The organism is Mesobacillus subterraneus, from assembly GCF_003937825.1.
GTDB classification, from domain to species: domain Bacteria; phylum Bacillota; class Bacilli; order Bacillales; family Cytobacillaceae; genus Mesobacillus; species Mesobacillus subterraneus.
This window is the reverse complement of record NZ_RSFW01000006.1, coordinates 240,360-267,001: the sequence shown is the minus strand read 5'-3', so window position 1 is coordinate 267,001 and position 26,642 is coordinate 240,360. Positions and strand designations below refer to the sequence as shown.

Below are 26,642 nucleotides of genomic sequence, written 5' to 3'. Positions count from 1 at the left end.
AGATGGTTGAGTTCCAAATTCCCAATGGTAAAATTAGCTAAAAGTCATAAAAGGCATGATGGGGAGAGAGAGAAGTATGGGCTTAACATTAGTACCTATAACAAAAGACAATTGGGAAGAAGCGATTGAATTAACGGTGAAGGAAGAGCAAAAGCAATATGTCGCGTCCAATTTATATTCCATAGCGGAAGTTCAATTCCTGGACCAATTCCATGCCGCTGGAATTTATTCAGGAGAGACAATGATCGGCTTCACGATGTATGGGATTGATCCAGATGATAAGAATTACTGGATCTATCGCCTGATGGTAGATCAGGCGTACCAGGGAAAAGGGCATGGGACTGAAGCTGTGAAAACAGTTGTCGAAGAAATCAAGAGAATAAACACCTCTGGGATCCGGCTCATCATGATTGGCTATCATCAAGAAAACGATGGTGCCAGAGCTGCATACAAGAAGGCAGGGTTCGTGGAGACGGAAGTGGCACCGTGGGGTGAACAGTTGGCTTCATACCATCTATAAGGAGTGGGTTATTTGAAACAAAAGGTTCTTGCTTATATCATTCGTGAAAAGCATGGAAAGCAAGAGTTGCTAGTCCATGGACACCGTGATTACCCTGAAGCAGGATTGCAGGTTCCAGCCGGAACAGCAGAGGCTGGCGAACCATTAGAACAAGCATTATTCAGGGAAATCCAAGAGGAAACAGGGATCACTGATGTGCAGCTTTTGGAGAAACTGGAGGTCTACTCCTATTTTAATGAATATAGGAATGAAGTTCAGGAAAGGCATGTTTTCCTGCTGAGGATAATAGAAAAATTGCCAGAGAGATGGGATCATATTGTCGAGGGTGACGGAGAAGACGAAGGTCTTGTTTTCATTTGTTCCTGGCTGCCAATTGAGGGACTGCAGTTATCAGGAGAAATGGGGAAAAGTTTGAAATTGATTCAGGCAGCGAGATTCAGGGGTTAGTAGATTTTATTTAGTGTGGGTATGACGGACTCATAATGACATTGTAAAATCATAAAACAGAAAGTTTATAAGCCTTACATTATAGACAGAGGAGAATCACAATGAAAGAGAATGTGTTTTTGGCAAAGCCATCGGTTGAATTGGAAAAGGAGTACCTGGAATTTTACGAGGAATGGAAAGCTAGCGGAGAGGATATGATTCCGTGGGTGATTGAGAAGGAACCGTCTGATTTTGCAGGCATGGTTCAATTCTTGATGAATAATGAAAACGGTGTGGACCTGCCAGAGGGCTGGGTGCGTGATTCGACTTATTGGCTCGTCAATGAGAGCAATGCTGTCTTGGGTGTGGTGAACATCAGGCATGCGCTTACGGAAAAATTGTTAAATTGCGGCGGCCACATAGGGTACGGTATTCGTCCGAGCGAGAGGCGGAAGGGATATGCGACAAAAATTCTTGCCTATTCTTTAGAGAAAACGAAAGAATTAGGGATTGAAAAAGTACTAGTTGTTTGCGATGCGGACAATGTAGCATCAGAACGGACAATTTTAAGGAATGGCGGAAAGGAAGACGCCAGTTTTACAGAAGAAAACGGTAATGTAGTGAAAAGGTTTTGGATTGAGCAGAAAGCTGAGTAAGGGAAAATTGTACATAAGGGTGAGAAATCATGCAAGCAAACGATTTTGAATTGGAAGCACATGCGCCTTTTTCATTGAACTATTTGGTTTTTCTTCAGAATATTTTTCTAAACCAGGACAGGAAGGCTGAAAACCGGCTGCTGCACCCCTATTTGGATAGCAGCAAGTGGGGGCTGCTTCCAGGGGAGGAGTTCATAACTAACTTTAAAGCGGTATGGAAGGAAACTCTTCAAAAAAATTCGGATAGAAGGTTGGATCACTACGGAATCATTCATGACCAGCAGCTTTTGTTTGAAAGATTATTTGTCCAGAACGAAGAGGGCCACCATGGGTTTACTGAAAGCTCAGCGGCATTTTTAGCCTGGTGGGATAGCATGGCTGGCAGGATTGCTGTGGAGAGGGTATTTGATGCAGATATGATGCAAAAGGTGTACCAGGAGTTGGTATTATCTCTGACGACTAACCCGAAAAATAATCGGCTCGTTATTGATTTGTTATACGATCGGCCAGTACTGACAGATCAGTGCATGGGTACCTGGTACATAGCCCTGCCAATTGAAGATCTATTTATAAAAGATCGCAGGAACCATGCTATGGAACTTATGCGTGCTTCCTGCTTATAGTCATCAGTTATCTTCAGGCTTGGTGCCATATTGTCTGAAGGAAATGAAGCGAGTCACTAGACTGATCACCGACCCCAGAAGCGCGCTGCCGAGTATATCGGAAGGATAATGGTGTCCGACCCAAATTCTCGAAAAACCAGTAAGGACAGACAGCCATATCAAAATTTTTCCCAGTGTCCGATGAAACATCAAGATTGTTGTTGAAGCAGCGAACGTGAGCATGGTGTGTTTGCTCGGAAAGGATGAATCCATTTTCGAGGGAATCAGGATTCCGACTTTTCTCCGCTTGAAAGGACGGGGCCGATGATAAATCACCTTAATAAAGAACTGCGCAATGATGCTCAACAAGACTGAGCTGGATGTTTCCAATGCAATGCGTTTGTTTTTTCGATTTTTAAAAAGCATCAACACAATGATCATTAAATACGTGTAGCGAATACGGTTTGAAACGAAAATCATCAAGCCGTCCACTAATGGAAACCGGCCTGAAAGCTTGCTGATCATCTTGAAAAGTGTAAGGTCCATTTTGTTTCCCCTTAAAGTTTTATTCTTACTTTTCCCCGGCTCTTCTGAAAAATGTAAAGGGAGTGAAAGGATGCGCCAATTGACTGACATTGTTGATTTGATAAGCAAAGTCAATAACCAAGCTCACCATCATTGTGGCTATGCTGGAACTGAGACAGAAGAAATTCATGGTACACTTCTCACTGATTTCTCAGATTTGCCATTGGAAGAATCCCTTGTTTTTTCCTGCGAAAATGGGAAAGTAAAAGGGGTTCTCGGACTGGCTTATGACCAGAAGACACATACCGGAGAATTATGGGGTCCTTTTATAAGTGATAACGGAAATTTGGAAAGTGCCTTAAGCTTATGGAAGCAACTTCTCAATCAGCTTTCAAACGTTCCTGAAAAAGTGTATGGATTTTATAATGTACATAACGAACTTGGTCAATCTTTTATGGAGAGTTTAGGGGCAAAAAGGAAAAAAGATCAAAGCATCCTTGCAATCCATAAGGATGCTTTTCAAATCAAGACAAACTCCGATCTTTCCATAAAAGAAGTGACAGAGAGTGACCATGAACTTTTTAAAGTGCTGCACGATGAAGCATTTCCCGAAACCTATTATGATGCAAAGATGATTATTGACAAATTGGATGGTGAAAATAAACTGTTCATCGCTCATAAAGATGACAATTTTCTTGGCTATGCCTATTGTGAAGCAAATCCTGAATATGGTGAAGGGGATCTTCATTACCTGGCTGTCATCCCGGAGGCGAGGAACCATGGAACAGGCAGCAGTTTGATTCAGAAAAGTCTCGAATTCATGTTTTCTTTTCATGAGATTCATGAAATCACTTTATGTGTGGAAGCAGGCAATCAGGGAGCTGTTCGAGCTTACAAACGCGCTGGATTTATAGAGAAACACATTTTGGCGTTTTATGAGGTAGCTGTTATGAGGTAATAAAAGAAGAAATGGATGAGGAGAGATTTTCCCAAGTTCATTTTTATCAAAAAAAAAACAAGCACTTTGGAAGCTGCTTGCCCAATGGCTTTCGCAAACTTCTTTCTATCAGGCTGAGGTATTGGTTTTTTCACTGCCAATTTCCTCCCCGCCGTGGCTACTGCTGCCTATTCTGAATAATTCCAGTCCTCGTAGTAAGGCATCACCGCCAAACCCGGCCATGATGGACATCAAAAAAACCCTAAACAGTGAATCTGCCTCTGAGGAGACGACCAGCAGGGCTGCTGCCAGTGCTCCGGTTAAAATTTCCTCAAGGAAACCAAGATAGATGAATTTCTTTGTCTTTCTTGGCATGATGATCTTGCCTCTTCTTCTCACATGCGCCGTAAGCCCGACAAAACCTCCAATGACCATTGCGAAAAGAATGTTTTCCAACATATTCTTCACACTCCTAAGTCCAGATTTTTTTGGGGCGACCCTTCGGTAACTCTCTGGGTGTACTACTATTATACAAGTTGTAATGTTGGAAAAGCATGTGTAAATTTATCGAATTTTCAGTATATTAATATTAGTTCAATTTATGCGTAACTTTTTAAGGAAAAGTCGAAAGTCTGACATCTAAAAAAAGTTACAGGTCTTTTGGCTTAAACGAGGGATTTCCAAACAGCTCGGAAGCCAGTGAAACAGATTGTAAAGGAGATTAAGAAATGTTCATGATCAATGTTGAAGGTGCTGTTTATCGAGACGGTAAATGGTTGATTATCCAAAGGAGTTCCAAGGAAGGGCATGCAGGGGGATTGCTTTCACTAGTTGGAGGCACAGTGGAGAACGAGGGTTTCTCAAAAGACCTGCTTGAACGCACTCTGAAGCGGGAGTTGTATGAGGAAGTTGGAGTCAGCATCAAAGATGGCGTCCAATATGTCAGGAATACCTCTTTTGTCCTCGAGGACGGAAGAGAAGTACTTGATTTGGTATTTCTCTGTGAGCTTACCACTGGTGAGCCATTTGCGAAGAGTCCCGATGAAGTAGAGGCTGTCTATTGGATGACAGCTGAAGAGGTCTTAAACCACCCGAAGTCACCCATCTGGCTGAAAGAAAGCATGCAAGAAGCAGAACGAATGATCCGACTGACCATGTTTTCAAATGGATGAAAAAGGAAAAGTGCTTTTGGTTAACGAATAGATAGAGTGTACAAAAGACATTAATTTGAAAAAGCAGGAGTTGGACAATTTGAATTGGAAAAAGATCTTTACGTTTGGGAGGAGCCAGGAAACAGAGGTGAATCCTGAAGAAGCAGGGATTTCAACTGAAGCTCTATCCGTTGTTAAACAAAATTCTAACAGCCGGTTGCTGCCATTTTATAGAACGGATATGTACACAGAAAATCCCCCGGAACTGGCAGGACTTAAAATCAATACAAAAGAAGATGAGGCAGAAGAGCTCGTTTTGAAATTGCGAAAAGAATTGAATCAGCTAGGGTATCATGCGTTTATTTGCGACCATGAGCGCAGCCAAATCGCAGTTATCAAAGGGACTGATCAGATGGATATTCTTAGCGTCCAGCAGACGAATGGCGACAATTATGATATAAGCAATGAGATGGTCATCAAGAAGTTGGAGGAATGGCATAAAAAGTATCCATTCACAATCATAGGCGCGGATTTCGATTGGGTCGAGGCAAATTTCATTGTCTTTCCCGGTAAGAAAGATTTGAAGTCTTTCGCGAAAGAAGCTTATAAATTCTGTCCTGATATCGTGGAACAAGGGGCAGGCAGTCTTGGTGAATTGATTGAAGAAATGGAAGAGACAAAAAAATTGTATTTGTGGTGGGATTAAGTTGCTGATTAGAATGCATGAATATAGGTTATGGCTGTTGTCATATTTGATTGCCTTGATCGGAGTATCAATTACACCGCTTTTTGATTCCGTGACTGTTACATCGGGTTATGATCTCAGCAAACACAGACTTGGCCTCCCATTGCCGATCATTGAGCAGCATACTTCATTGGAACCATTGCCCGATGCGTTTCCGTTTGAACTTGGATTTGTCAGCCCGCAGGAACACCCTACTGAACTGTTGCGGGGAAACTATCTTTTACTTGTGTTTTTGGCGTGGTTTATAGTGTATTTCAGTTTTTTTGCCATCAAATGGATCATTGGAAAAATTCAATTTAAGTAATGAGGTCATGAACATGCCTAATCGCCTTTCGCTAAAATTCAAGGATTTTGCCATGAAGGAATGCAGAGGATCCAGTTGATTATATGAAATCCTGGCATTGAGAATTTCTGAAGATCAGGAAATCCTTGAACTGGCTTCAACTGCCAGAGTAGGACAGCCGGTACCTAATTTGCTTTTTGGCGCGGTACACTATCTACTATTGATTAGGGAAAAACATCCACTAAACACCTATTACCCAAGCATGACTGTAAAACCCGGGAAGCCTGAAGATGCGTATGAAGTATTCGCTGATTTTTGCAGGATGTACTCTAAAGAAATAATCCAGCTGTTAAACAGTAAAATTGTCCAGACAAATGAAGTCAGAAGATGTGCTTATCTTTATCCTGTTTTCAGCTATATATATCAGAAAGCCGGAAAGCCTTTAGCATTGCTTGAAATCGGTACGAGTGCAGGCCTGCAGCTCTTTTTCGACAAATACAGTTATTCTTATTGTTCTGATAAAGTCTTTGGCAATGTGAATTCTCCTGTCCACTTAACTTCTGAAATCAGAGGGAATCTTTCTCCTTTAAAACAGATGTCCATCCCAGAGGTAGCGATTAGGATTGGAATGGATCTGCATATTAATGACGTGAGGAACTATGATGATTATATGTGGCTTAAGGCCCTGATCTGGCCCGAACATCAGGAGCGGCGCGAGCTTTTTGAAAAAGCAGCCCAATTGGTAGGCAGTAAAGAAGCGAGGCTGATTGAGGGGGATGGTGTACAACTTCTCAATTCGTTGGCTGATTAGATTCCGGATGAACAGGTTCTGTGTGTTTTCCATACCCACGTTGCCAATCAAATGCCACTGGAGACGAAGGAAAAATTGTTAAAGCAAATTAAAGAGATAGGATCAAGCAGGGATATTTTTCATATTTATAATAATATTTTTGATAGGAAACTCCATCTTGATTTTTATATGGAAGGGAAGGAATATTTGACTACAATCGGGGAGACCGAAGGCCATGGCCGATGGTTCACCTGGGAACTTGACTATTAAGTTTTTTGAGGCATGGTGATTGAGCGATGGATGATAGCCTGGATTTTGTCGGCATTCTTTTTATGATAGTTTCCCTGGTATTATCCATATATCAGGTATTCTATTCAAAAACAGCAAAGGAAATGGTTCTGGAAGTATCGGAAAAAATGACTTCCCGCTCGCTGGCGGGAATCATTCAATACTTGATCCTGATTGCCTTTAATACGTATTTTGTCCATATGTTATTTGATATTACCTGGATGCTGTGGATCACCCTAGTTTCGATCATTGGGCTGGAAATCATCCTGGCCGAAAAAAGATTCAGTAAGTCCCTCATTCTTGCCACGGGTTTAATGCTGCTATTTATTTACAGCTCAAGCATACCAACACACTCAGATTCCTTCACAGACTATATAAATGAAAAAACAGAATATCAATGCTTGTCCCTGGAATGCGTGAAAGTGATTGAGAAGATAACATCGGATGATTTGTTGCAGACCGAGGTAAACACATTTTCGATTGTTGAAGAATCGTTCGATTGGTATATGGTTTTTGCCAAGGGGGCATTAACACTAAAAGACAAGGAAGGAAACATCGAAGAAGTTAAGGGATTGAATATTGGTGGTTTTTGGCTGCTTAGCGATTAAGAATTTAAGGAGGGGAAAATCATGTCAGGAAACATTTTTTGGCTGTTGGTTGCTGCCTCAGGTGTGCTTTTTGTATTTGGCTTGCTGAGTAAATCGTGGAAGCACCTGGTGTTGAGCGGGGCAGCGGTACTTCTGCCATCTCTCTATTTCCTTGGAGCGGAAAATTGGTTCCGTATCCTGGCATTGATGCCGCTGCTTCCATTTGGATTGGCCTGCCTCTTTGGCAGAAGAGAAAAGAGAAACTTAAAAACGGGGTGAAGCCATTGTTGCGGACAGAACGACTTGTCCTTTCAAGGTTAACAAAGTCAGACTTTAACGATGTAAAGAAATTATACATGGATCAGGAAGTAAGGAAATATCTTGGCGGTGTGATTGAGGAAAGAGTACTGTTGGCTGCAGGAGAAGCGTTGCTATTGGAAGAGGGCTCTCATTTTTGGATTGTCAAAGAAAAAGAGTCTGAGGAGTTTATCGGGATGGTTTCGATCACAAACCATCATGATGGTGAGTGGAAGGAAATCTCCTACCAGCTGTTGCCTGAATGGTGGGGATTAGGATATGGAACGGAATGCGTTAACGCTATAATCAAATACGCATTTGAAGAATTGAAGCTTCCCAGAGTAATAGCCGAAACCCAGACAGCAAATACAGCTTCATGCAGACTTCTTGAAAAAGTCGGGATGCAGCGGGAGAAAACGCTGATTCGATTCAATGCGGAACAGGCCATTTATTATAGACCAGCGGGGGAATCTTGAGTGGAATATCGATTGGCGAAAAAAGATGATATCGAGCAACTCATAAAAATGAGATGGGATTTTACCGTGGAGGATTACCCTGAGATGGGGGAAGGTGTTGCATTTAGTGCATTTGCGGAAGAATGCAGCAGTTTTCTTGAGCAAGCCATTGACAACGGTCAGTGGTTCATCTGGGTTGCAGAGGATCATGAAAAAATTGTATCGCACATATATGTTGAATTGATTCAGAAAGTTCCACGTCCGGGACGGGTGACAAATCCATTTGCATATATGACAAATGTCTACACTATTCCGTGTTACAGAGGGAAAGGAATAGGGAGCCAGCTGCTTTCTAGTGTAAATGAGTGGGCAAAAGACCAGAAGTATGAATTCATAATTGTATGGCCGAGCGACACTAGTATCGAGTTTTATAGCAGGAATGGATACGCCAATTGTAAAGAACCGATGGAACGTCAGTTTTAATTATACATACAGATAAAATAATTCGTTTTCTGACTTTTTTGAAACCTCCCCTCCTTTTATCCGTATATAAATCATACTGGAAAAAGGAGGGAAATGATGTGGGGCGTCTAACCATTAATACAGAGAAAACCAGTCATATAATCCTGGTTTCGGCCATTATATTACTCATCAGCAGTTTGTTTATGCCACTGGTCCTTGTTTATTTGATACAGGACTATCTCTATCTGTCACATGACAAATGGTTTTATGTAACACCGCCTTCTGCTTATATCATTTTTATGATGGGGATGGTTTGGATTGCGATCGTTCTGCTGATCCACTTAATTATAAAATGGAAATTTGATTTCAGGTTTTCTGGTTGGATTACGCTTTTCCTGATGTTGGGAAGCATTCCATTCTTCATGTTCGGTGTATCGAATTATTATTACATGGATGAGGAAGGGCTGCATTTTAACGAAGAGAAATCCTTCAATGCCATCCAATCATATAAATGGGAGGAGATCAAGAAAGCTGAAGAAATCTTTGTGAAAAACGACAACGGTACAACAGTGCTGGACCAATACAGGTTTACCACCATGGATGGGTATGTCATCGACCTGCCGTACGACAGCAAGGTACAAAGCAATAAGTTCAGGATCCTGGAAAAGTTACAGGAAAACAAAATTCCATTGACCAGCAATATGGGAGACTTGTATGAATAAACCTATGCTGAAAAGAAAGTATGGCGATCGGAGGGAGTGGCTGCGAGTAACACGCAAAAAGTTCGCACAATGCCATTTGGATGAGCCTGGTTTCAGGGGATATGTCACTTTAGTGAAGATGGAAGAGGTAACTGAACCATTATTCGTCGAGTATGGAGATAAGAGACTCTGCATAGCGGATGACGGATATATTTGGCTGCAGCATTTTCCCGAAGCAAAAAGGTATTCAGTGACGACCATGTTCAATGAAGAAGGTGAAATCGTTCAATGGTACATTGATATTTGCAGTGAAATAGGTTCAGAGAATGGCCGTCCATGGATGGAAGACCTTTTCCTTGATCTCATCGTCCTGCCGGCAGGGGGAAGTGATCCTAAAAGATAAAAGTGAATTGGAGGAGGCCTTTTCATCAGGTTTAATAAATGAAGAACTTTATGCGTCTGCAATTAATGAAGCCAAATCAATTAAAAATAAGATCGTAACTAATCGATTTGAACTGCTTGCATTAGCGGAAGGGCATAAAGCCCTTTTGCTTAAGGCTCTTTCATAGAAAACAGGAAAAGGAGTTTGGTGACCGGTGGCCTATAATGTACGTTAAAGTATACAGCTATCATATAAAGCCAGGCATGGAAAGGGAGTATCTCCAGATCCAGGAGGAAGCTGAGCAGATTTATGCCAGATACATAGACAAGCAGACGCTTCATTTAAAAAGTAAGTATAACCAAACAAAGTGGATGGAAATACATATGTATGAAAGTGAAGAGTTATATAAGGATAGAATCCAATTAATCGATCAACAATCTGATATACAGGAGTTATACAAAAGGTTCCTAACAGTGGTTAACACGGACGATTGTCTATCCGAAGAAGAGTACGAACTTATTATAAGGAGATAAAGCTGTGAAAAAGACTGCAGTTTTGCTATACCCCCAATTTAGTGAATACGAGTTAAGTGTAGCATTATAGATTTTGATGCAGGGTCAAAAGCCCGTGTTGACCGTTGCGATCGATCATTCACCAATAAAAGGTGAATCAGGTTTAACTTGCCTTGCAGATCAAACGGTTAGTGAAACCGACTTTGAAGAGATTGACAGTCTAATATTACCTGGGTGTATGGATATCATGGCTCTGGCAGATATGAATCATTATGTACAGTTCATTAAAGAGCTGGCTGAAAAAGGATCTGTTATTGCGAGTATATCCAGCTCACCGCTGCTGCTTGCAAAAGCAGGATTACTTAAGGGCAAGAAATTTACCGTGGGATTAACAGATGAAGCGATCAAAGAGTCAGGAGTTTTTGAGCTGAACAACCTTTCAAATGATTTGGTCGTAAGGGATGGCAACATCATAACAGCTCGAGGAAGTGGATTTATTCGGTTTGGCAGCTGTATTGGAGACGCATTGAAACTGGATTTTGATGAGAGATGGTATAAAGAGAATCATTTATGAAGTTCTAAAACAGGGGGCCACAATGAGATTACTAACTTTCGCAACTTTAATTTTGTTTCTTTTAACTGGCTGCAGTTCAAATTTCGAGCCAAAGCTGACGCGGATTGATGTGCAACGAATGTCCTCAGATGGTACTAAGATAGGGGAGGAAAAGATTATCCCTGACAAGCAAACGCTTGACCAAATTGAGAACGCTTTTGCTAAAATCAAATGGGAGCCAAACACGAAGGCAGAAATGGTGAGAAGAGAAGACGTGCTTGCGATTTTCTTTATTCAGGAAGAAAAGAATATGCCTGAAAGTTTATATGAGTACCGTGTCTGGTTTCAAGAAGGAACAGCTACCATCATTAGCAACAAGGAAAATGAAGGATATGGCAGATTGACAGATGAAAAAGAAGTCCAGTTTTTAAAGTCTGAGTTTATGATTGAATAGCAGGAGAGTAAGCATTGGAAACGATTATGAAGAAAGAACCCATTCAAAAGAATTACATAAAGCATTTCATCTTTATCCTCCTTATTGCTTTGACAGGGGTAGTTTGTGTATATTTTTTCATCCTGAAACCGGCAGCAGGGGATCCGTACCAGAATGAAATCCAGGCGGAACTGACTGAACGTTATGGTGAAGGATTTATCTTCGTCGGGATGAAACATTCAGGGAATGCGGGTAATCCTTTATTGATTTTTGCCCCTGAACGCGAGAAGGATATGACATTCTATGCAAAAAGCTACAGGTATAATGGAGAAGAAGAAATCGAGGAGAATTATATATTCACGAATTATTTATACCACTCACCCGCAGTTTATGGAATTAACGCCGGTGTGCAGATCGATCGGGATGAACTATTCAAGGAATATGATGCCTATCTGTCCAGGGACGGCTGGGAGCATGTCGATCTGGAGGATTTTTATCAGTTCTTAAACCATTCAAAATTGATGATTACCGATATCAATGAAACGAATATTGAGAGTAAGGCAAAGGTGATTTCATCTATTTTGAATGACTACGCAAAAATTGAACCATTCAGCCGTTACATGCCTACATTCAAGGAGGACCAATACCTTGATATTGGATTGTACGACTTGTGGATTCCTTATCAGATGACAGATGAAAAAGATGTTGAGGATGCCTTCTATATCCCAAAGATGTTCAGCATCTGGGATATCCTGCATATCAAGGACGATGAGGATTTGGTGCAAAGATGGCTGCAAATGGATCTTGATGAATTGGAAGATGGTCAACTATGAAAAAAGGGAAATGGATCAATATCAGTTTATATTCGTTATTTTTCCTGGGGCTTTCTATCACAATGTTCATCATTTATATGGATATCGACACCTCTATAGCATTCATGTTTGTCATGGGATTTGTCATCTTCATGCTGCTCTTTGTGCTGTATCAAGTGATCCTAGTAATGTTGAACCTGAGGAGATTGCCGAGGATTGCTATCGGAAGAAGAATCATGAAATTTTTAGGTGCCTTTGTATTATTCATGGCTGTTAATCGGCTGGCGGACTATTTTTATCGCCCAGAGGCTCTTGATCAATGGGATTTTGGAGCTCCGCTTGGTCTGGCATTCGCCATAGCATTTTTCGATTTAATCTTTAACCCTAAAATGAATCAATAGGGAGATGCACTTATTGTGCAACTCCCTTATCTAGTCTTACTTTTCCTTTCCTGACATCAAGGAACCCAGAAATCGATTTGTCTTCAGACTGAAATCCAATAATGTACGTGCCTTCCCCCGGGTAATAACCTTCATTGTTTAAAATGAACTTCTGGCCTTGGAATTGTTCCTCCAGATATTCGACTGCCAGCTCCTGCGCATAGGATTTTGAGAGCGGATTTCCATTGAAGAAGAAATTGACAGAGGTCAAAAAAATGACCAGAAAAAGTACCGCTTTTTTCATCAAACACACCTCATTCATTAGGATTTCTTCATTATATGCTCTTTTGGTGTAGAATTACACTTTGAGAAAGTGGTAAATCATATTCACCCAAAATAAAAAAGTGCCCAGTTAAGACACTTTTGTTAAGTATTAGCTTACTGCATTAAAAGCAGGAGGATATTCAATCTTTCCTTTCAGCCCAGTGAGCGATCCTTTTTCAAGTTCCTGAGCCATGAACACTTCTTCAGGAACAGGAAATGGGGAGCTGATTCCAAACCCGCTGGCAGGTGAAAAGCCGAATCGTGGATAGAAATTTGGGTGTCCCAGGACAAACACATGTTTAAAGCCTAAAGTCTTGCAGGCATTTAATCCCTTGGAGACAAGGGAAGAACCGATACCGCTATTTTGACATCCCGGCTTTACAGCCATGGGGGCGAGACCGAGAGTGGGTACAGTTCCTTCTTCTGTTACAAGATGGATTAGACTGAAAAGAATATGGCCGACGATTTCCTCATCTTCATTCACTGCCACAAGACTTAGCTCAGGTACAAAATATTCTGAAGTGCGGATGAGCTTTACCAGGCGGGCCTCGTTTTCCTGACTGTTAAAAGCTAAATAATTTACTTCCTGAATGCCTTGGATGTCGCGATCGGTTTCTGGCCGGATAAAATAATTCATTCCTCAGCCTCCTCAACAAACTTTTTATATTCTTTCCAAACCAGATTCGATGTTTCTGAATCGGTATTGGTGAACTCCTGATAATATTTCTTTCCATTTTCACCTGAAATAGCTTCGGCTTCTTTTAGAACTTTTTGCAAAAAGGATGAATTCCGGATAATTTCCTCTGCGTTATGGTCATAGGACATACCATTATGAATATTCACGGCTAGTTCTCGGTACTGATCCGCTAGCAAATTCAATTGTTCGCCGATAAGCAGGATTTTCCCGTCCATTTCCATGAACTTCCTGCCTAAAAGAGTCATCTCGCTTAGATGCCGTTCTAAGGTTATTTGCCCTTCTGCCTGTTTCAGAGTTTGAACCCAAAAGTCCACGTCACCATCTTGTTCCAGGAGAAAAATAGCGGACCGAACATCTCTAAAATAGCCACTTCCGACTGCCGTTTTTAAATCTGAAAATCGGTTATTCTGATAAACGATTACTATAAGCAATACTGCGATCGTTGCGATATATATATACTTCTTGTTTTTCTCAAACATACTCCACCTCCCTTAAAAAATTTTAGCAGAAAATCCCAAAACTGAAATCTTAATTTAAAACCAAATTATGAAGACATTTTTTTCACTATCTGACTCGTTTTCTGTTATGATAAAAGCTGGCTTTTTTGCCGGGAATCAATTGTGAGGGAGAACATGCATGACAAATAAACTTCCATTTACCATTACCAAGAATGATACGTTCTTTGATTTATTGGGTGATTATATTGGTGATGTGTTTTACGATATATTGCCTGAGAAAGGCTATGAACTGCGTGATGAACAAATTTATATGGCGTTCCAGGTGGAGCAGGCGTTTAAAAATAAGGGAATCGTCTTTGCCGAAGCAGGGGTAGGAACTGGAAAAACTTTTGTCTACCTGATTTATGCCATCCTATATGCTCGTTATATGGGAAAGCCTGCAATCGTTTCCTGCTCGGATGAAACGCTCATTGAACAGCTTGTCAAAGAGGGCGGGGATATTGAGAAACTCGAGCAGGCATTAGGCTTGAAGGTAGACGTCCGCCTTGCAAAGGCAAGGGAACAGTATGTCTGTGTTAAAAAGCTGGACGATCTATCCAATACGTCTGATGACTTTGAAATTCTCGATGTCCACGATCAGCTTCCTGATTTTATATTTGATGAAGGAATTTCAATGAACTCGTTCTCTCGGTATGGAGACCGCAAAGAATACCCTTGGGTAACGAATGAAAAATGGTCTTCCATCGCCTGGGACCCATTGCAGCAATGTTCAACCTGCAGCTGGCGTCATCGCTGCGGACAGACATTGAATCGCGATTATTACCGTCACGCAGGTGATTTGATCATTTGCTCCCATGACTTCTATATGGAGCATGTGTGGACAAAAGAATCACGCAAGCGTGAAGGGCAGATGCCGTTGCTTCCAGAAGCAAGCACCGTCATTTTCGACGAAGGGCACTTACTGGAATTTGCAGCCCAAAAAGGCTTGACGTACCGTTTTAACTCACAAACACTGACCACTGTCCTGACAGGATATATGCATCAGGACGTAAGGGAAGACTCATTGTACTTGATAGAGGATATTCTCGAGCTGCACGATGCATGGTTTGATCTGCTGATTGAGAACTCATCAGCGGTCGAAGGGTCAACTCGGAAGGAAGTACCTATGCTTCCTGTGATTAGAAATACTGCTGAGACACTTGAGAAAAAGGTCAGTGAGTTAATGGACCAGCTGGTATTTGATGCTGAAATGTTCCTTATCGACGAGTACCATTTAAAAATCATGGAAGAATATCTTGAGTTTTTCGCATATGGTTTATCCATTTTCCTGAAAAATGATGAGGGGATTTTCTGGCTTGAGGAAAATGAAGTGCAAACTTCTCTTGTGATTATGCCCCGGCTTGTTGAGGACATTCTGAAGAAGGAAGTGTTCTCGCAAAACATTCCTTTTGTCTTCTCTTCTGCGACATTATCGCAGGCCGGTGACTTTGAATATATCGCAAAGAGTCTCGGTATAGAGAAATATTCTTCTTTTACTGTGGCGTCTCCATTCGATTATGAAGCACAAATGGAAATGGCAGTACATGTTGAGAATGATGAATCGAATAAATGGCTGGCTATTGGTGGAGATCTAAGGAACAATCGAGGCAGTTCGCTTGTCCTGTTTTCGTCCATGCAAGAAATGGAGCGCTTCAGGAGCTGGTCGGATAACCAGGAATGGGAATTCAATATCTTGTTTGAAGGGGACCGGGAAATCAGCGAAACCGTCAAGGACTTCCAGAATGAGGTGACTGCTGTCCTATGTTCATACAGTTTGTGGGAGGGGTTGGATGTGCCAGGAGAGTCATTGACCCAGGTCATTATCTCTTCATTGCCGTTCCCGCCGCACGATCCTGTATTCCAGGCCAAACGGAAGCATGCGAAAAATCCTAACAAAGAAGTAGATATACCATATATGCTGCTGCGTTTGATACAGGGAATGGGCCGTCTGATCAGAACGAGCCAGGATAAAGGCGCGGTCCATCTGTGGGTTACTGAAAAACAGAAAGAAGATTACATGGCTGCCATAACAGATGTACTGCCTGTTACAGATATAAAGTTAAAATAGAAAAGGTTTAATCCTTGTTGAAAAGTAAAATCCCGAGAGGCTAGTTGCCAATCGGGATTTTTTGATATTACCAGAATCCGCATCCGCATCTCTTGCGGTCGCGACGGTCGTCACGACGGTCACGGCGATCATCACGGCGGTCACGACGGTCAGCGTCGCGAAGGTCTTCGATAATACAGCGGCGGACAGCACGGCACAGGTCATCAAAATCTACAGTAGCCCTGACTCGATCCCTGTCTCTGTCCCTGTGAGGGGAAAAAATGCCAGCTACATCGTTATCACTACGATGGTATCCCATAACATTTTCAACTCCTTCCCAATCCGTAAAATACTTACAGTACATCATATGTAGATTAGGACAAGGCGCTAGTGCATCTACCCATTTCCAAGCTAAAATGTGCTTATCTCCCATTAGGTACGTCTTTATAAGTTTAATAGAATGAAAAAAAGCAAGCGATGGACGCTTGCTTTTAGTGCATATGGCGATATACTCCGATTACTTTTCCGAGAATCGATACATTGCGAAGAATGATCGGATCCATTGTAGGGTTTTCCGGCTGGAGTCTGAAATAATCCTTTTCTTTGAAGAAACGCTTAACAGTCGCTTCATCATCCTCCGTCATCGCTACAACGATGTCCCCGTTGTTGGCAGTCTTCTGTTGTTTAACGATTACATAATCGCCATCGAGAATGCCGGCTTCAATCATACTGTCTCCCATGATTTCAAGCATGAATACCTGCTCATCATGTGGAACAAGACGATCCGGAAGAGGAAAGTACTCTTCTACATTTTCAATCGCCGTGATCGGCATACCAGCTGTTACCTTACCGACAACAGGTACGTTAACCACCTTATATTTAGGGATGCGGCTATCTTCTTCTATTTCAAGGATTTCTATAGCACGAGGCTTGGTTGGATCGCGTCTGATCAAGCCCTTGCTCTCAAGGCGAGCAAGATGGCCATGGACAGTGGAGTTTGAAGCAAGTCCAACAGCTTCGCCTATTTCACGTACGGATGGTGGATATCCTTTTTTCTTGACTTCGCCTTTTATGAATTCAAATATATCTTGTTGACGCTTTGATAATTTTGTCATATTCACGCACCTCGTATATTTTCTTGTCCTTATTATACCATGTCCTTCCTATAGATACAAACATAAGTTCGAATATATGAGTTGACACAAAACAAATGTTCGATTTATAATGAAAACAAATAAACCGAACATATATTCGTTAAGAGGTGTTGGATATGAAAAAATTATGGAATAACTATTCATACGCAATCGTGTTGCTGGCTGTCAGCCTGATGTTTACCTTAGTGGCGAAAGTCCATTTGAATACCGATGATGCATACATAACTGTTACTATAGAAGAAGGGCAATCATTATGGGAGCTGTCCGAGAGTTTCGGACATAAACACAATCTTTCAGATCGTGAATTTATCAGCTGGGTCGAGAAAGAGAATGGAATTATCGGTGAACGAATTTATCCAGGTGATGAAATCGTCATCCCTGTCATCGCCGATCATTTGGAACCCACCCAGATTGCAGGAGCGGAAGAATAAATCATAGCTGGAATTAGGAGACACCATGAAAGCACTAATCTATTGCCGTGTGAGCACAACAAAGGAAACACAGGAAACCTCCCTGGCAAGACAGGAGGAGGAATTGCTTCGCCTGGCAAGTCATTGCGGATTCGAAGTCGCCAGGATAATAAAGGAACAGGCCAGCGGATATGACCTTGAAAGAGATGGTATATTGGAACTGTTGGAATTAATCAAGGACGATTCAGTCAATGCCTTGCTCATCCAGGATGAAACACGCCTTGGAAGGGGAAACGCGAAAGTAGCCATTCTTCATTGTATATTGAAAGAAAATGTGAAGCTATACAGTATTTCCCACAATGGGGAGCTGCAGCTGTCGGAATCTGATTCGATGGTTTTGCAAATAGTCAGTATGGTCGAAGAATACCAGCGGAAAATCCACAATATAAAAATTAAACGCGGCATGAAACGTGCCATCGATCACGGGTACAAGCCCCAGCGAAACCTTAAGAATCAAGGAGACCACGCTGGACGGGATCGAAAAGAAATGCCGATTGAAGAAATCATCAGGCTTCGAAACAATGGTCTCACTTTTGCAGAAATAGCCGCTACACTGAGAGGCTTCGGCTATGATGTGTCAAAGGCAACGGTGAATCGAAGATACCTGGAGTACATGGAAACAAAAGAATGAGGAGCTCAATTCTTGTAAAAACACTCTATTTTTAGTAAGATGACTTTTGACGTATCTTTTTTACAAAGGAGCTTTACCATGCTATCAAGTGATAAAATTACTAGAATCAATGAACTGGCAAGAAAAGCAAAGTCATCAAAGCTGACAGAAGCTGAAGCCAAAGAACAAACAAAGCTTCGCGCTGAATATTTACAGTCTTTCCGCTCTTCCATGCTAAACACGCTTAAAGGAGTTACCATTGTTGACCCAGAAGGAAACGATGTTACTCCAGAAAAGCTTAAGGAAGAAAAAGCAAAGAACAAGCTGCATTAATATACTCAGGGATACATGTAAAATAGTGTATTCCTTTTTTATTTTCCATGTGTGTTCTTTACACATCAAGCAGGCTCCTGAGCCAGGATTTAAATGCAGTGTTTAGTAACTTCAAGATATGAGAAAAACACGGTTGAGGAACTTCAGTTTTATCTTAATTATTTGTATTTATAAATGCTAACTCTGCTAGCTTTACATAACAGAAGCGAGTTTGTGTCAAAATAAATAACAATACGGCCTTTTCTGTCTCCTTCAGGCACAATTTGTTGTATAATAATTTCTCTCGCTATAATATTAAGGATGTAGTCAGTACTTATAGAAAGGATGTATTTAATGTTTAATAAAATTGATATGCTTTCAATTGATTCCATTCGTACATTATCGATTGATGCAATTGAAAAGGCAAATTCGGGCCACCCTGGCATGCCGATGGGCGCTGCTCCGATGGCTTACACTCTATGGACTCAATACATGAACATCAATCCTAAAAATCCTGAATGGTTCAACCGTGATCGATTTGTATTGTCTGCAGGACACGGATCCATGTTGCTTTACAGCTTGCTGCACCTTGCAGGATATGATTTATCAATGGATGATATCAAGAACTTCCGCCAGTGGGGAAGCAAAACACCGGGTCACCCTGAATTTGGACACACTGCAGGGGTAGATGCAACGACTGGTCCTCTGGGTCAAGGGATTGCGATGGCTGTTGGTATGGCAATGGCAGAGCGTCATCTTGCGGCTGTATACAACAAGGACAATTACAATATTGTAGACCACTATACATACAGCATTTGTGGTGATGGCGATTTAATGGAAGGTGTATCGGCTGAGGCCGCTTCCCTTGCAGCTCACCTGAAGCTGGGCAGAATGATCGTTCTTTACGATTCAAATGACATTTCATTGGATGGCGATCTGGACAAATCCTTCTCTGAGAGTGTAGCTGATCGTTTCAAGGCATATGGATGGCAATACATCCGTGTAGAAGACGGCAACAATCTTGACGAAATCGCCAAAGCGATCGAAGAAGCGAAGACTGACGAAAACCGCCCTGCTTTGATTGAAGTTAAAACCATTATTGGATACGGTTCACCAAACCTTTCTGGTAAATCGGATGTTCACGGTGCTCCACTAGGTGCTGATGAATTGAAGCTTACCAAGGAAGCTTATAAGTGGACGTTCGAGGAAGACTTCCATGTTCCAAGTGAAGTTTATGATCACTTCAAGCAGCAAATCGCAGATAAAGGCGAACAAACTGAGCAGGCATGGAATGAGCTATTTGCCAAGTACAAGAGTGAATACCCTGAACTGGGTGCCCAGCTTGAAAAAGCCATGAAGGGTGAGCTGGTTGAGGGCTGGGATAAAGACATTCCAGTTTATGAAGAAGGCAAGAGCCTGGCGAGCCGTGCTTCATCTGGAGAAGCACTAAACGGAATCGCTAAGAATCTTCCATACCTTATCGGTGGATCTGCGGACCTTGCGGGTTCAAATAAAACGATGATCAAGGGAACAGGTGACTTCTTCCCTGGTTCATTCGAAGGCCGCAACATCTGGTTCGGTGTGCGGGAATTCGCAATGGGTGCAGCTATGAACGGTATGGCTCTTCATGGAGGATTGAAAGTATTCGGCGGAACATTCTTTGTGTTCTCTGACTACCTGAAGCCTGCGATCAGACTTGCAGCATTGATGGGCTTGCCTGTCACTTATGTTTTCACGCATGACAGCATCGCAGTAGGAGAAGATGGGCCTACTCACGAGCCAGTTGAACAGTTGGCGGGCCTTCGCGCTATGCCAAACCTGTGTGTCATTCGTCCAGCTGACGGAAACGAAACAGCAGCAGCATGGAAACTTGCGGTAGAATCAACTAAGACACCTACAGCTCTTGTATTGACTCGCCAGAATTTGCCGACAATCAAGGACACTGACAATAACGCCTACGATGGTGTATCTAAGGGTGCTTATGTGATTTCCCCAGCTGGTAAAGATACAGCAGATGCATTGCTTCTTGCTGCAGGTTCTGAAGTTGGACTTGCTGTAAAAGCACAGGAAGCACTGGCTTCTGAAGGAATTGACGTTGCAGTCGTAAGTATGCCTTCATGGGATCGTTTCGAACAGCAATCTAAGGAATACAAAGAAAGTGTCATTCCTAAGTCTGTTAAGAAGCGTCTGGGCATTGAAATGGGATCTTCTCTCGGATGGCACCGCTATGTTGGGGACGAAGGAGAAGTACTAGGGATTGATACATTCGGTGCATCAGCTCCTGGTGAAAAAATCATGGAAGAGTATGGTTTCACAGTGAACAACGTCGTTGCACGAGTGAAAGCATTGCTTCAACAAAACTAATCACTACTAAAACGAGCATGAATTTATCATGCTCGTTTTTTTGTGCAATTTATTGGAAAAGAATGTTAATATGAAGGCGAATGAATCATATTATGTACCTGTGTTTAAGTTTGGCATAAAGACAAAAGCTTAAATATCTCTGAATAAACAACTCGCCAGCAGGCGGGTTTTCTTTATGAATTTTTTTTAGGGAAACGCAACCTTTACTCAACTACATGCGCCTAAAGAATAGAACAAATAAGGAGGTGCTGCCGATGGAACAGAAGGAATTGATGCAACGGATCCGAAACGGTGAAGATGCGGCATTCGCTGAGCTTATTAATCCGCTGATTGAAAAAAGCTACAGAACCAGCTTCAGTATTGTCCGTTCTAAGGAGCAGGCAGAAGAAGTCGTTCAAAACGCGATGATTGAAGCATACCGGAATATCATGAGCGGGAAAGAAATTATCTACTTCAGTACATGGTTTTATAAATTGGTTACACATCGGTCCATCGATATTTTAAGAAAGAACGGAAGAATGAAAGAGACCGTAATTGAGTTGGACTACATAAAGGACAAACGAGAAGTACTGGAAACTGTTATAAAAGAGGAGACCGATCATGAGATCAGACAGGGAATCCATTCATTAAAAAACAGCGATTATCGTAATGTCCTGCTCCTTTACTATTACCAGGAGCTATCGATACAGGAAGTATCAGATCTGCTGGGATTAAAAGTTTCAACAGTAAAATCCCATCTTCATAGGGCCAGGAACGCTTTAAAAGAAAGATTATCGGAAAATCAAATTTTAGGGGTGAGCACACAATGAAGATGGATGATCAGATTAAAAACGAGATAAAAGCAGATTTGGATAAAATCGAGGTACCCACATCCTTATATGATTTTGCTAAGAATATAAAAACTGAGGCGGACCCAATAAAGAAAACAACAGGAAGAAAAAGAAGCAGGAAGAGTTTTCACTTTGCAGCAGCGGCCATTATCGGATTTGGCGTTCTGACCTCTTCAGCGTTCCTTAATCCTTCAGTTGCTGAAATGGCATCTAAAATTCCATATTTAGGCCAGATTTTCAAATCAGAACCTATGGATGTTCTTCTTTGGGAAGCGATGGAAGAGGAAGGTTATAAACATTTCGCTTTAGGGTTGCGTCCAGGAGAAACGAAAGAAATCTCTGTATCCATTGAAGGGTCGGAGAAGGATGCTGACCGTGAACGGGAAAAAATCACCATGATCATCGATAAGGTGATGAAAAGCAAAGGGTATGATTCCTATAAAGTTCATGTATCATCATACATGCCTGAATATACGCCGATGACAGTCGAAGAGAAAAAGGATGAAGAACTGGGAATACAGGTAGACGAAAAACTTAAATCCTTAGGGTATGAAATCTTAATGGTCAACCCATTCAATGAGAAAATCGAAGTTGAGATTCCACTTACTGAAGCAAGGGGAGAAGAAATTAGAAAAGCAGCCCTTGAGATTGCAAAAGCAGCTGGTTCTGAAAAAGATGTTTTCATTACAGATGTGGATGTAGAGAAAAATGAGCGAGAAGGAATATGGACATCATATTTAAGAAGTATCTTTGAAGGGCTTGGCATGAAAAAAGAGTATAAGGTTTCCGGTTATGGCTATTCCTATAAAGATCGTAAGATGAAAATGTTCATCAAAACCAGCCTGAAGCCCTCGGATGAAAACGCAAAAAAGACGGTAGAGAAAATTCGCAGCGAGATTGAGGATTTCATAGAAATGGAAAAAGCAAACTCACTTGTAAAAAATGATGAATATGAGGTCATTATCCGGGATAAGAGCGGAAATGACTTTCCATATTAATTATTGAAAAGCGGGCCCCCTCCGCTTTTTTTGCATTCAATTACTTGTTTGTGTTAACTAGAATCTGGGCAAAATGAAATATTGTTTATTTATGAAAATTCTGGTAAGCTTAAAAACGAACGTTTGTTCTTAAATTTGAAAAGAGGTGCTCTCATGATCACAGGTATTGTTCCCTATCTTGTAACAAATGGAAATGGCCAGGAAGCAGTGAAATTTTATCAGCATGCATTAGGAGCTGAAGTGCTCAGTCTTCAAACTTTCGGTGACATGCCCGGAAATCCGGGGAATCCGCTGCCGCCAGAAGCAAAGGACCTGGTATTGAATGCCCAGATGAAAATCGGCAATGCGAGTTTAATGCTTTCCGATAATTTTCCTGGAGGTCCGTACCAGCTCGGATCTCAGGTGACGATTGCTCTATTGATCAACGATGTTTCAGAAGCGAACGAAGTCTTTGAAAAGCTGCAGGATGGCGGGAATGTCACAATGCCTATTCAAGAAACATTCTGGAGTCCTGCATATGGACAGGTTACAGACAAATTCGGCGTACAATGGCAAGTTTCTGCTGAGAGTCAAAAATAAACGAAAAGGCCAGGCTTCCAGTCTGGCCTTTTTTCGCCGTTTCAAAAAATGGTGCATGGGTTTCATGATTTTATTAGAATGGGAAAAACTAAAAAAAAAGTTGGAGTGAAATCCATGCACTTTGTTTATAACGCTTTGTTTCTAATAGCCGCCATAATATGGGGGGACTGGAAAGGGTGGAAAAAGTATTATCCCACCATCCTGTTTTTCTTTACTGGAGATTTGCTCAAAGGTGTCCTGCTTTATAATCAAATGAAATGGACGTATCAAGAATCGATTTTCGGGCAATCGATTCTTGTTAATCATACAGTCATTGCCTTAATGATTATGTTTGTCGTCTACCCTTCTACCATCCTGATCTATCTTGGCCGGTTTCCGAGTGTCCGCTGGAAAAAGATCCTGTGGGTTTTCACCTGGGTAGGAGTATACACATTGATCGAACACATAAACGAACGGTATTTGAACTTAATAAATCATCATGGCGGCTGGAATATTGGATGGTCTGTTCTATTCAATATTGTTATGTTTTCTTTATTAAGGCTGCACTTTAAAAATCCACTTTTGACATGGGGACTGTCTGCTATTTGGGTCATTTTCTTGCTTAATGCTTTTGATGTCCAGTTACATAAAATGAAGTAAGCCTTAATTACAAGACTTGCATCTGTGGTAATGTAAAGAGAGAGTGCTCTGCATTGAACTCAATTCTTGGAATGAAAGGATGAGAGTATGAAAGGAAAGTACACCGGGGCCACAGTCATCATTACTGGTGGTGCAAATGGGATTGGCAAAGGGATTGCAAAAGCGTTCGCCGAAGAAGAGGCGATCGTTTGTATAGCGGACAAGGATGAAGAAAAGGGGAAAGAGGCTGTACGATTACTTGAAGAGGCAGGCGGGAAAGCGGTCTTTTATCGGACAGATGTCAGCATAGAAGAGGACATCTTAAATCTGATAGATCGAGTAATGAAGGACTTTGGAAGGATTGATATTCTGGTCAACAATGCAGGGGTCTCCAGATTCAAGCCTTTGTTTGAACTGACAACAGAGGAATGGGAGGACGTCGTATTCACGAATCTCAGAAGTGTCTTTATAGGCTCCCGTGAGGCGGCTCGGAGGATGAAAGAGGGTGGACGGATTATCAATATCGCGTCTACCAGGGCGACCATGTCTGAACCCAATTCAGAGGCTTACGCTTCTTCAAAAGGTGGAATCGTTTCCTTGACCCATGCTCTCGCAGCTTCACTTCAGCCAAATGGAATTACGGTCAATTCCATCAGCCCTGGCTGGATTCAAACGGAGGATTACGATCAGTTGAGGGAAAAGGACCATCTTCAGCATTGGTCAAATCGTGTTGGGAATCCTGAAGATATTGCAAAAGCATGTCTCTATCTGGCTGATCCGGAGAATGACTTCATTAACGGGCAGGATTTAGTCATCGACGGCGGAATGACGAGAAAAATGATTTATGAAGAATAATGAGTAGGGAGCTGCAAAATAATAGCGGCTCCCTTTCATCTTTCTTTGATTAATAATAAAATAGAAATCAAGTATATGATTTGGGAGAGAAACGATGAAATACAATAAAAAGAAATCCAAAAAGAAAAAACAGGTCCAACGTAATTTCAATCTTGTTCTTTTGCTGTTCACGTTATTTGTTGGATTTATTCTTTTTGATAGATTCTTTGATTTATATCATCAGAGAGTGCAGACAATCAATCTTGATGTTAACAATTCAATCGGAGAGGTCGCAAAGTATACTCCGATCATTGAAGAAGAACTGAAAAAAGTCGGACTCGATGAACATACTATCACGGTGTCAGCGTTGATGATGCAAGAAAGCAGGGGAAGAGGAGGCGATCCTATGCAGGCATCTGAATCATTGGGACTGGCCCCTAATACGATACAGGACCCTCAGCAGAGCATCCAGCAGGGCGTGAAGTATTTCCAACGGGCCGTTACCTATGGAAATCAAAAACAGGTTGATTTCCCGACTGTCATCCAGGCCTATAATATGGGAATCGGCTACATCGACTTTGTCGCCATAAACGGAGGCAAGCACAGTGAGGGTCTGGCAAAGAAGTTTTCGATGATGCAGGTTGAGAAAAACCCGCAAATCTACAATTGCGGAGGCGATAAAAACAATTTTCGCTATCCTTACTGTTATGGTGATTTCACCTACAGTACCAAGGTAGCCCAGCATATGGAAACCATCACTGTCAGCATTCCGGCTGATCTGGGTGAATCCATGACAAAGCGGTCATTCTAATTCCAATATCAATTTATTTTGACACACCCGAAAAAAATTCGGGTGTTTTTTTATTTTGTAATCATATCTATATAAATATAAAAAATTTCCCAAGTCAGCAGGAAAAAAGACTTAACATGGTAAATATATTAGTAACAAATACCTATACTAAATATCAGGAGGTGTATGCAATGTTCGAATATGGAAAGGATATTCCATTGGAAGGTGCGGTACTGAACCAGGCTGCACAGCAGGGGGCTGCAGAAGAACAGGCGATTGCTGAAGGGACTTTATTCAGTTTCGACCATCGCAAAGAGATTCCTTTGGACGGAATAAAATAAGTAAGAAAAAAAGCCTGTTTCCAGGCTTTTTTTGTTGTTAAAATTGTTTTGCCAGCTCATTGGCGCGCTGGATGGCTTGCTGCTTGATTTCCTGTGCTTTATCTGGCATTGCCGCCATGCCTTCAATTGCCAGTGTTTCAATATCGGTGATACCCATGAATGCTAAAACGGCACGAAGGTAACGGTCGCCGAATTCAAGATCCTTCGCTGGACCTTCTGAATAGATTCCGCCGCGAGCCTGGATATGGAGGGATTTCTTGCCGCCCAGCAAGCCTACAGGCCCATCAGCAGTGTACTTGAAGGTTTTGCCGGCAATTGCGATATTATCAATATAAGCTTTCATCTTAGGAGGAAAGCTGAAATTCCAGAAAGGTGTTACGAAAATATATTTATCACCAGAGATAAACTGGTCTGTCAGCGTGTTTATGGCACTGACCTTATGCTTTTCGTCGTCGCTTAACTGATCAAATGCAGAACCCTGTTGCAACTTCCCCCAGCCGCTGAAAACATCTGTATCAATTAGCGGAATATCCATTTTATAAAGATCAAGTCTGATGACTTCATCATCAGGGTTGTTTTCGCGATAAGCTTTGAGGAATTCCTCTCCGACAGATAGACCGAAGGATTCCTCCACGGGTTTAGGATTTGCTGTAATATAAAGTACGGTAGCCAAATTCATT

At 41.7% G+C, this 26,642-nt stretch carries 40 protein-coding genes and 1 pseudogene; 33 read left to right on the top strand and 8 right to left on the bottom strand.

Annotation, left to right across the window (positions count from 1 at the left end; genetic code table 11):
* Positions 1 to 76: 76 nt before the first annotated feature.
* The 4 genes from EJA10_RS04575 to EJA10_RS04560 all read left to right on the top strand — a co-directional run bounded on the left by EJA10_RS04575 (position 77) and on the right by EJA10_RS04560 (position 2,225).
* Positions 77 to 520, top strand: coding sequence for a GNAT family N-acetyltransferase (locus EJA10_RS04575; RefSeq protein ID WP_125478811.1), 444 nt, complete (start codon positions 77 to 79; stop codon positions 518 to 520).
* Positions 521 to 532: 12 nt separating this feature from the next.
* Entirely contained in the window at positions 533 to 967 is a 435-nt protein-coding gene (locus EJA10_RS04570; protein WP_170169065.1) for an NUDIX hydrolase, read from the top strand.
* 101 nt (positions 968 to 1,068) lie between these two features.
* Positions 1,069 to 1,602, top strand: a complete 534-nt coding sequence (locus EJA10_RS04565; RefSeq protein WP_125478809.1) for a GNAT family N-acetyltransferase — start codon at positions 1,069 to 1,071, stop codon at positions 1,600 to 1,602.
* A 29-nt stretch (positions 1,603 to 1,631) separates the two neighbouring features.
* A complete protein-coding gene (locus EJA10_RS04560; protein ID WP_125478808.1) occupies positions 1,632 to 2,225 on the top strand; it encodes a hypothetical protein in 594 nt (197 codons plus the stop codon).
* 3 nt (positions 2,226 to 2,228) lie between these two features.
* On the opposite strand, the gene EJA10_RS04555 is transcribed toward EJA10_RS04560, so the two are convergent.
* Complete coding sequence (locus tag EJA10_RS04555) at positions 2,229 to 2,750, bottom strand: phosphatase PAP2 family protein (protein WP_125478807.1); 522 nt, start codon at positions 2,748 to 2,750, stop codon at positions 2,229 to 2,231.
* A gap of 70 nt (positions 2,751 to 2,820) precedes the next feature.
* On the opposite strand from EJA10_RS04555, the gene EJA10_RS04550 reads away from it, so the two are divergent.
* Complete coding sequence (locus EJA10_RS04550; protein ID WP_125478806.1) at positions 2,821 to 3,687, top strand: GNAT family N-acetyltransferase; 867 nt, start codon at positions 2,821 to 2,823, stop codon at positions 3,685 to 3,687.
* Positions 3,688 to 3,795: 108 nt separating this feature from the next.
* Here EJA10_RS04550 and EJA10_RS04545 read toward each other — a convergent pair whose 3' ends face one another.
* Positions 3,796 to 4,125 (bottom strand): DUF4257 domain-containing protein, encoded by a 330-nt coding sequence (locus tag EJA10_RS04545; RefSeq protein ID WP_125478805.1) that lies wholly within the window; start codon positions 4,123 to 4,125, stop codon positions 3,796 to 3,798.
* 269 nt (positions 4,126 to 4,394) lie between these two features.
* Between EJA10_RS04545 and EJA10_RS04540 the strand changes: the two genes are divergently transcribed.
* The 16 genes and pseudogenes from EJA10_RS04540 to EJA10_RS04470 all read left to right on the top strand — a co-directional run bounded on the left by EJA10_RS04540 (position 4,395) and on the right by EJA10_RS04470 (position 12,518).
* Entirely contained in the window at positions 4,395 to 4,838 is a 444-nt protein-coding gene (locus EJA10_RS04540) for an NUDIX hydrolase (protein ID WP_125478804.1), read from the top strand.
* 79 nt (positions 4,839 to 4,917) lie between these two features.
* Positions 4,918 to 5,523 (top strand): DUF4253 domain-containing protein, encoded by a 606-nt coding sequence (locus tag EJA10_RS04535; RefSeq protein WP_125478803.1) that lies wholly within the window; start codon positions 4,918 to 4,920, stop codon positions 5,521 to 5,523.
* Between the two features lies 1 nt (position 5,524).
* Positions 5,525 to 5,866: a hypothetical protein gene (locus EJA10_RS04530; protein WP_125478802.1), complete on the top strand. Its 342-nt coding sequence runs from the start codon at positions 5,525 to 5,527 to the stop codon at positions 5,864 to 5,866.
* Between the two features lie 7 nt (positions 5,867 to 5,873).
* Positions 5,874 to 6,905, top strand: a pseudogene (locus tag EJA10_RS04525) (DUF2332 domain-containing protein).
* A gap of 26 nt (positions 6,906 to 6,931) precedes the next feature.
* Positions 6,932 to 7,531 carry a hypothetical protein gene (locus EJA10_RS04520; protein WP_125478801.1) on the top strand — a complete coding sequence of 200 codons (600 nt, stop codon included), beginning with the start codon at positions 6,932 to 6,934 and terminating at the stop codon, positions 7,529 to 7,531.
* A 21-nt stretch (positions 7,532 to 7,552) separates the two neighbouring features.
* Entirely contained in the window at positions 7,553 to 7,789 is a 237-nt protein-coding gene (locus EJA10_RS04515; RefSeq protein WP_125478800.1) for a hypothetical protein, read from the top strand.
* An 8-nt stretch (positions 7,790 to 7,797) separates the two neighbouring features.
* Entirely contained in the window at positions 7,798 to 8,283 is a 486-nt protein-coding gene (locus EJA10_RS04510; protein WP_246017683.1) for a GNAT family N-acetyltransferase, read from the top strand.
* Positions 8,284 to 8,745 (top strand): GNAT family N-acetyltransferase, encoded by a 462-nt coding sequence (locus EJA10_RS04505; protein ID WP_125478798.1) that lies wholly within the window; start codon positions 8,284 to 8,286, stop codon positions 8,743 to 8,745. It abuts the gene before it with no gap.
* A gap of 98 nt (positions 8,746 to 8,843) precedes the next feature.
* Positions 8,844 to 9,446: a hypothetical protein gene (locus tag EJA10_RS04500; protein ID WP_125478797.1), complete on the top strand. Its 603-nt coding sequence runs from the start codon at positions 8,844 to 8,846 to the stop codon at positions 9,444 to 9,446.
* Positions 9,439 to 9,828 (top strand): ribonuclease FAU-1 family protein, encoded by a 390-nt coding sequence (locus tag EJA10_RS04495; protein WP_246017682.1) that lies wholly within the window; start codon positions 9,439 to 9,441, stop codon positions 9,826 to 9,828. The genes EJA10_RS04500 and EJA10_RS04495 overlap by 8 nt, the downstream gene beginning before the upstream one ends.
* Positions 9,812 to 9,994 (top strand): hypothetical protein, encoded by a 183-nt coding sequence (locus EJA10_RS23735; protein WP_246017681.1) that lies wholly within the window; start codon positions 9,812 to 9,814, stop codon positions 9,992 to 9,994. Before EJA10_RS04495 ends, EJA10_RS23735 begins: the two co-directional genes overlap by 17 nt.
* Positions 9,995 to 10,031: 37 nt before the next feature.
* Positions 10,032 to 10,340: a hypothetical protein gene (locus EJA10_RS04490; protein WP_125478796.1), complete on the top strand. Its 309-nt coding sequence runs from the start codon at positions 10,032 to 10,034 to the stop codon at positions 10,338 to 10,340.
* A 76-nt stretch (positions 10,341 to 10,416) separates the two neighbouring features.
* Complete coding sequence (locus EJA10_RS04485) at positions 10,417 to 10,893, top strand: DJ-1/PfpI family protein (RefSeq protein WP_246017687.1); 477 nt, start codon at positions 10,417 to 10,419, stop codon at positions 10,891 to 10,893.
* Between the two features lie 22 nt (positions 10,894 to 10,915).
* Positions 10,916 to 11,326 (top strand): hypothetical protein, encoded by a 411-nt coding sequence (locus EJA10_RS04480; protein WP_125478795.1) that lies wholly within the window; start codon positions 10,916 to 10,918, stop codon positions 11,324 to 11,326.
* Positions 11,327 to 11,340: 14 nt separating this feature from the next.
* A complete protein-coding gene (locus EJA10_RS04475; protein WP_125478794.1) occupies positions 11,341 to 12,138 on the top strand; it encodes a hypothetical protein in 798 nt (265 codons plus the stop codon).
* Positions 12,135 to 12,518 carry a hypothetical protein gene (locus EJA10_RS04470; protein WP_125478793.1) on the top strand — a complete coding sequence of 128 codons (384 nt, stop codon included), beginning with the start codon at positions 12,135 to 12,137 and terminating at the stop codon, positions 12,516 to 12,518. The genes EJA10_RS04475 and EJA10_RS04470 overlap by 4 nt, the downstream gene beginning before the upstream one ends.
* Positions 12,519 to 12,528: 10 nt before the next feature.
* Here EJA10_RS04470 and EJA10_RS04465 read toward each other — a convergent pair whose 3' ends face one another.
* The 3 genes from EJA10_RS04465 to EJA10_RS04455 form a co-directional block, all read right to left on the bottom strand.
* Positions 12,529 to 12,801 carry a YfjL-like protein gene (locus EJA10_RS04465; RefSeq protein ID WP_125478792.1) on the bottom strand — a complete coding sequence of 91 codons (273 nt, stop codon included), beginning with the start codon at positions 12,799 to 12,801 and terminating at the stop codon, positions 12,529 to 12,531.
* Between the two features lie 129 nt (positions 12,802 to 12,930).
* Positions 12,931 to 13,458 (bottom strand): GNAT family N-acetyltransferase, encoded by a 528-nt coding sequence (locus EJA10_RS04460; RefSeq protein WP_125478791.1) that lies wholly within the window; start codon positions 13,456 to 13,458, stop codon positions 12,931 to 12,933.
* Positions 13,455 to 13,997 (bottom strand): hypothetical protein, encoded by a 543-nt coding sequence (locus EJA10_RS04455; RefSeq protein ID WP_125478790.1) that lies wholly within the window; start codon positions 13,995 to 13,997, stop codon positions 13,455 to 13,457. Before EJA10_RS04455 ends, EJA10_RS04460 begins: the two co-directional genes overlap by 4 nt.
* 157 nt (positions 13,998 to 14,154) lie before the next feature.
* On the opposite strand from EJA10_RS04455, the gene EJA10_RS04450 reads away from it, so the two are divergent.
* A complete protein-coding gene (locus EJA10_RS04450; protein WP_125478789.1) occupies positions 14,155 to 16,083 on the top strand; it encodes an ATP-dependent DNA helicase in 1,929 nt (642 codons plus the stop codon).
* 67 nt (positions 16,084 to 16,150) lie between these two features.
* On the opposite strand, the gene EJA10_RS04445 is transcribed toward EJA10_RS04450, so the two are convergent.
* Together EJA10_RS04445 and lexA are read right to left on the bottom strand one after the other, a co-directional pair.
* Complete coding sequence (locus tag EJA10_RS04445; RefSeq protein ID WP_125478788.1) at positions 16,151 to 16,381, bottom strand: hypothetical protein; 231 nt, start codon at positions 16,379 to 16,381, stop codon at positions 16,151 to 16,153.
* Between the two features lie 172 nt (positions 16,382 to 16,553).
* Complete coding sequence (gene lexA / locus EJA10_RS04440; protein WP_125478787.1) at positions 16,554 to 17,177, bottom strand: transcriptional repressor LexA; 624 nt, start codon at positions 17,175 to 17,177, stop codon at positions 16,554 to 16,556.
* Between the two features lie 155 nt (positions 17,178 to 17,332).
* Here lexA and yneA point away from each other — a divergent pair, with 155 nt between their 5' ends.
* The 11 genes from yneA to EJA10_RS23250 all read left to right on the top strand — a co-directional run bounded on the left by yneA (position 17,333) and on the right by EJA10_RS23250 (position 25,962).
* Positions 17,333 to 17,647, top strand: a complete 315-nt coding sequence (gene yneA / locus EJA10_RS04435) for a cell division suppressor protein YneA (protein WP_125478786.1) — start codon at positions 17,333 to 17,335, stop codon at positions 17,645 to 17,647.
* 25 nt (positions 17,648 to 17,672) lie between these two features.
* Complete coding sequence (locus EJA10_RS04430) at positions 17,673 to 18,317, top strand: YneB family resolvase-like protein (protein ID WP_125478785.1); 645 nt, start codon at positions 17,673 to 17,675, stop codon at positions 18,315 to 18,317.
* Positions 18,318 to 18,395: 78 nt separating this feature from the next.
* Positions 18,396 to 18,629, top strand: a complete 234-nt coding sequence (locus tag EJA10_RS04425; RefSeq protein ID WP_125478784.1) for a DUF896 domain-containing protein — start codon at positions 18,396 to 18,398, stop codon at positions 18,627 to 18,629.
* 333 nt (positions 18,630 to 18,962) lie between these two features.
* Positions 18,963 to 20,972: a transketolase gene (gene tkt / locus EJA10_RS04420; protein ID WP_125478783.1), complete on the top strand. Its 2,010-nt coding sequence runs from the start codon at positions 18,963 to 18,965 to the stop codon at positions 20,970 to 20,972.
* A 254-nt stretch (positions 20,973 to 21,226) separates the two neighbouring features.
* On the top strand, positions 21,227 to 21,781 hold the full coding sequence (locus tag EJA10_RS04415) for an RNA polymerase sigma factor (RefSeq protein ID WP_170169064.1): 555 nt from the start codon (positions 21,227 to 21,229) through the stop codon (positions 21,779 to 21,781).
* Positions 21,778 to 22,800, top strand: coding sequence for a DUF4030 domain-containing protein (locus tag EJA10_RS04410; protein WP_125478781.1), 1,023 nt, complete (start codon positions 21,778 to 21,780; stop codon positions 22,798 to 22,800). The genes EJA10_RS04415 and EJA10_RS04410 overlap by 4 nt, the downstream gene beginning before the upstream one ends.
* Before the next feature lie 153 nt (positions 22,801 to 22,953).
* Entirely contained in the window at positions 22,954 to 23,379 is a 426-nt protein-coding gene (locus tag EJA10_RS04405) for a VOC family protein (protein WP_125478780.1), read from the top strand.
* Positions 23,380 to 23,493: 114 nt separating this feature from the next.
* The gene (locus EJA10_RS04400; protein ID WP_125478779.1) at positions 23,494 to 24,018 is read left to right on the top strand and encodes a CBO0543 family protein; all 525 of its coding nucleotides are present in this window, start codon (positions 23,494 to 23,496) and stop codon (positions 24,016 to 24,018) included.
* An 87-nt stretch (positions 24,019 to 24,105) separates the two neighbouring features.
* Positions 24,106 to 24,852 (top strand): SDR family NAD(P)-dependent oxidoreductase, encoded by a 747-nt coding sequence (locus EJA10_RS04395; protein ID WP_125478778.1) that lies wholly within the window; start codon positions 24,106 to 24,108, stop codon positions 24,850 to 24,852.
* A 94-nt stretch (positions 24,853 to 24,946) separates the two neighbouring features.
* The gene (locus EJA10_RS04390; protein ID WP_125478777.1) at positions 24,947 to 25,642 is read left to right on the top strand and encodes a lysozyme family protein; all 696 of its coding nucleotides are present in this window, start codon (positions 24,947 to 24,949) and stop codon (positions 25,640 to 25,642) included.
* Between the two features lie 170 nt (positions 25,643 to 25,812).
* The gene (locus EJA10_RS23250; RefSeq protein ID WP_170169063.1) at positions 25,813 to 25,962 is read left to right on the top strand and encodes a hypothetical protein; all 150 of its coding nucleotides are present in this window, start codon (positions 25,813 to 25,815) and stop codon (positions 25,960 to 25,962) included.
* A 37-nt stretch (positions 25,963 to 25,999) separates the two neighbouring features.
* Here the strand turns inward: EJA10_RS23250 and EJA10_RS04385 are convergent, their stop codons facing one another.
* Positions 26,000 to 26,635, bottom strand: a complete 636-nt coding sequence (locus EJA10_RS04385; RefSeq protein WP_125478776.1) for an FMN-dependent NADH-azoreductase — start codon at positions 26,633 to 26,635, stop codon at positions 26,000 to 26,002.
* Positions 26,636 to 26,642: the final 7 nt, after the last annotated feature.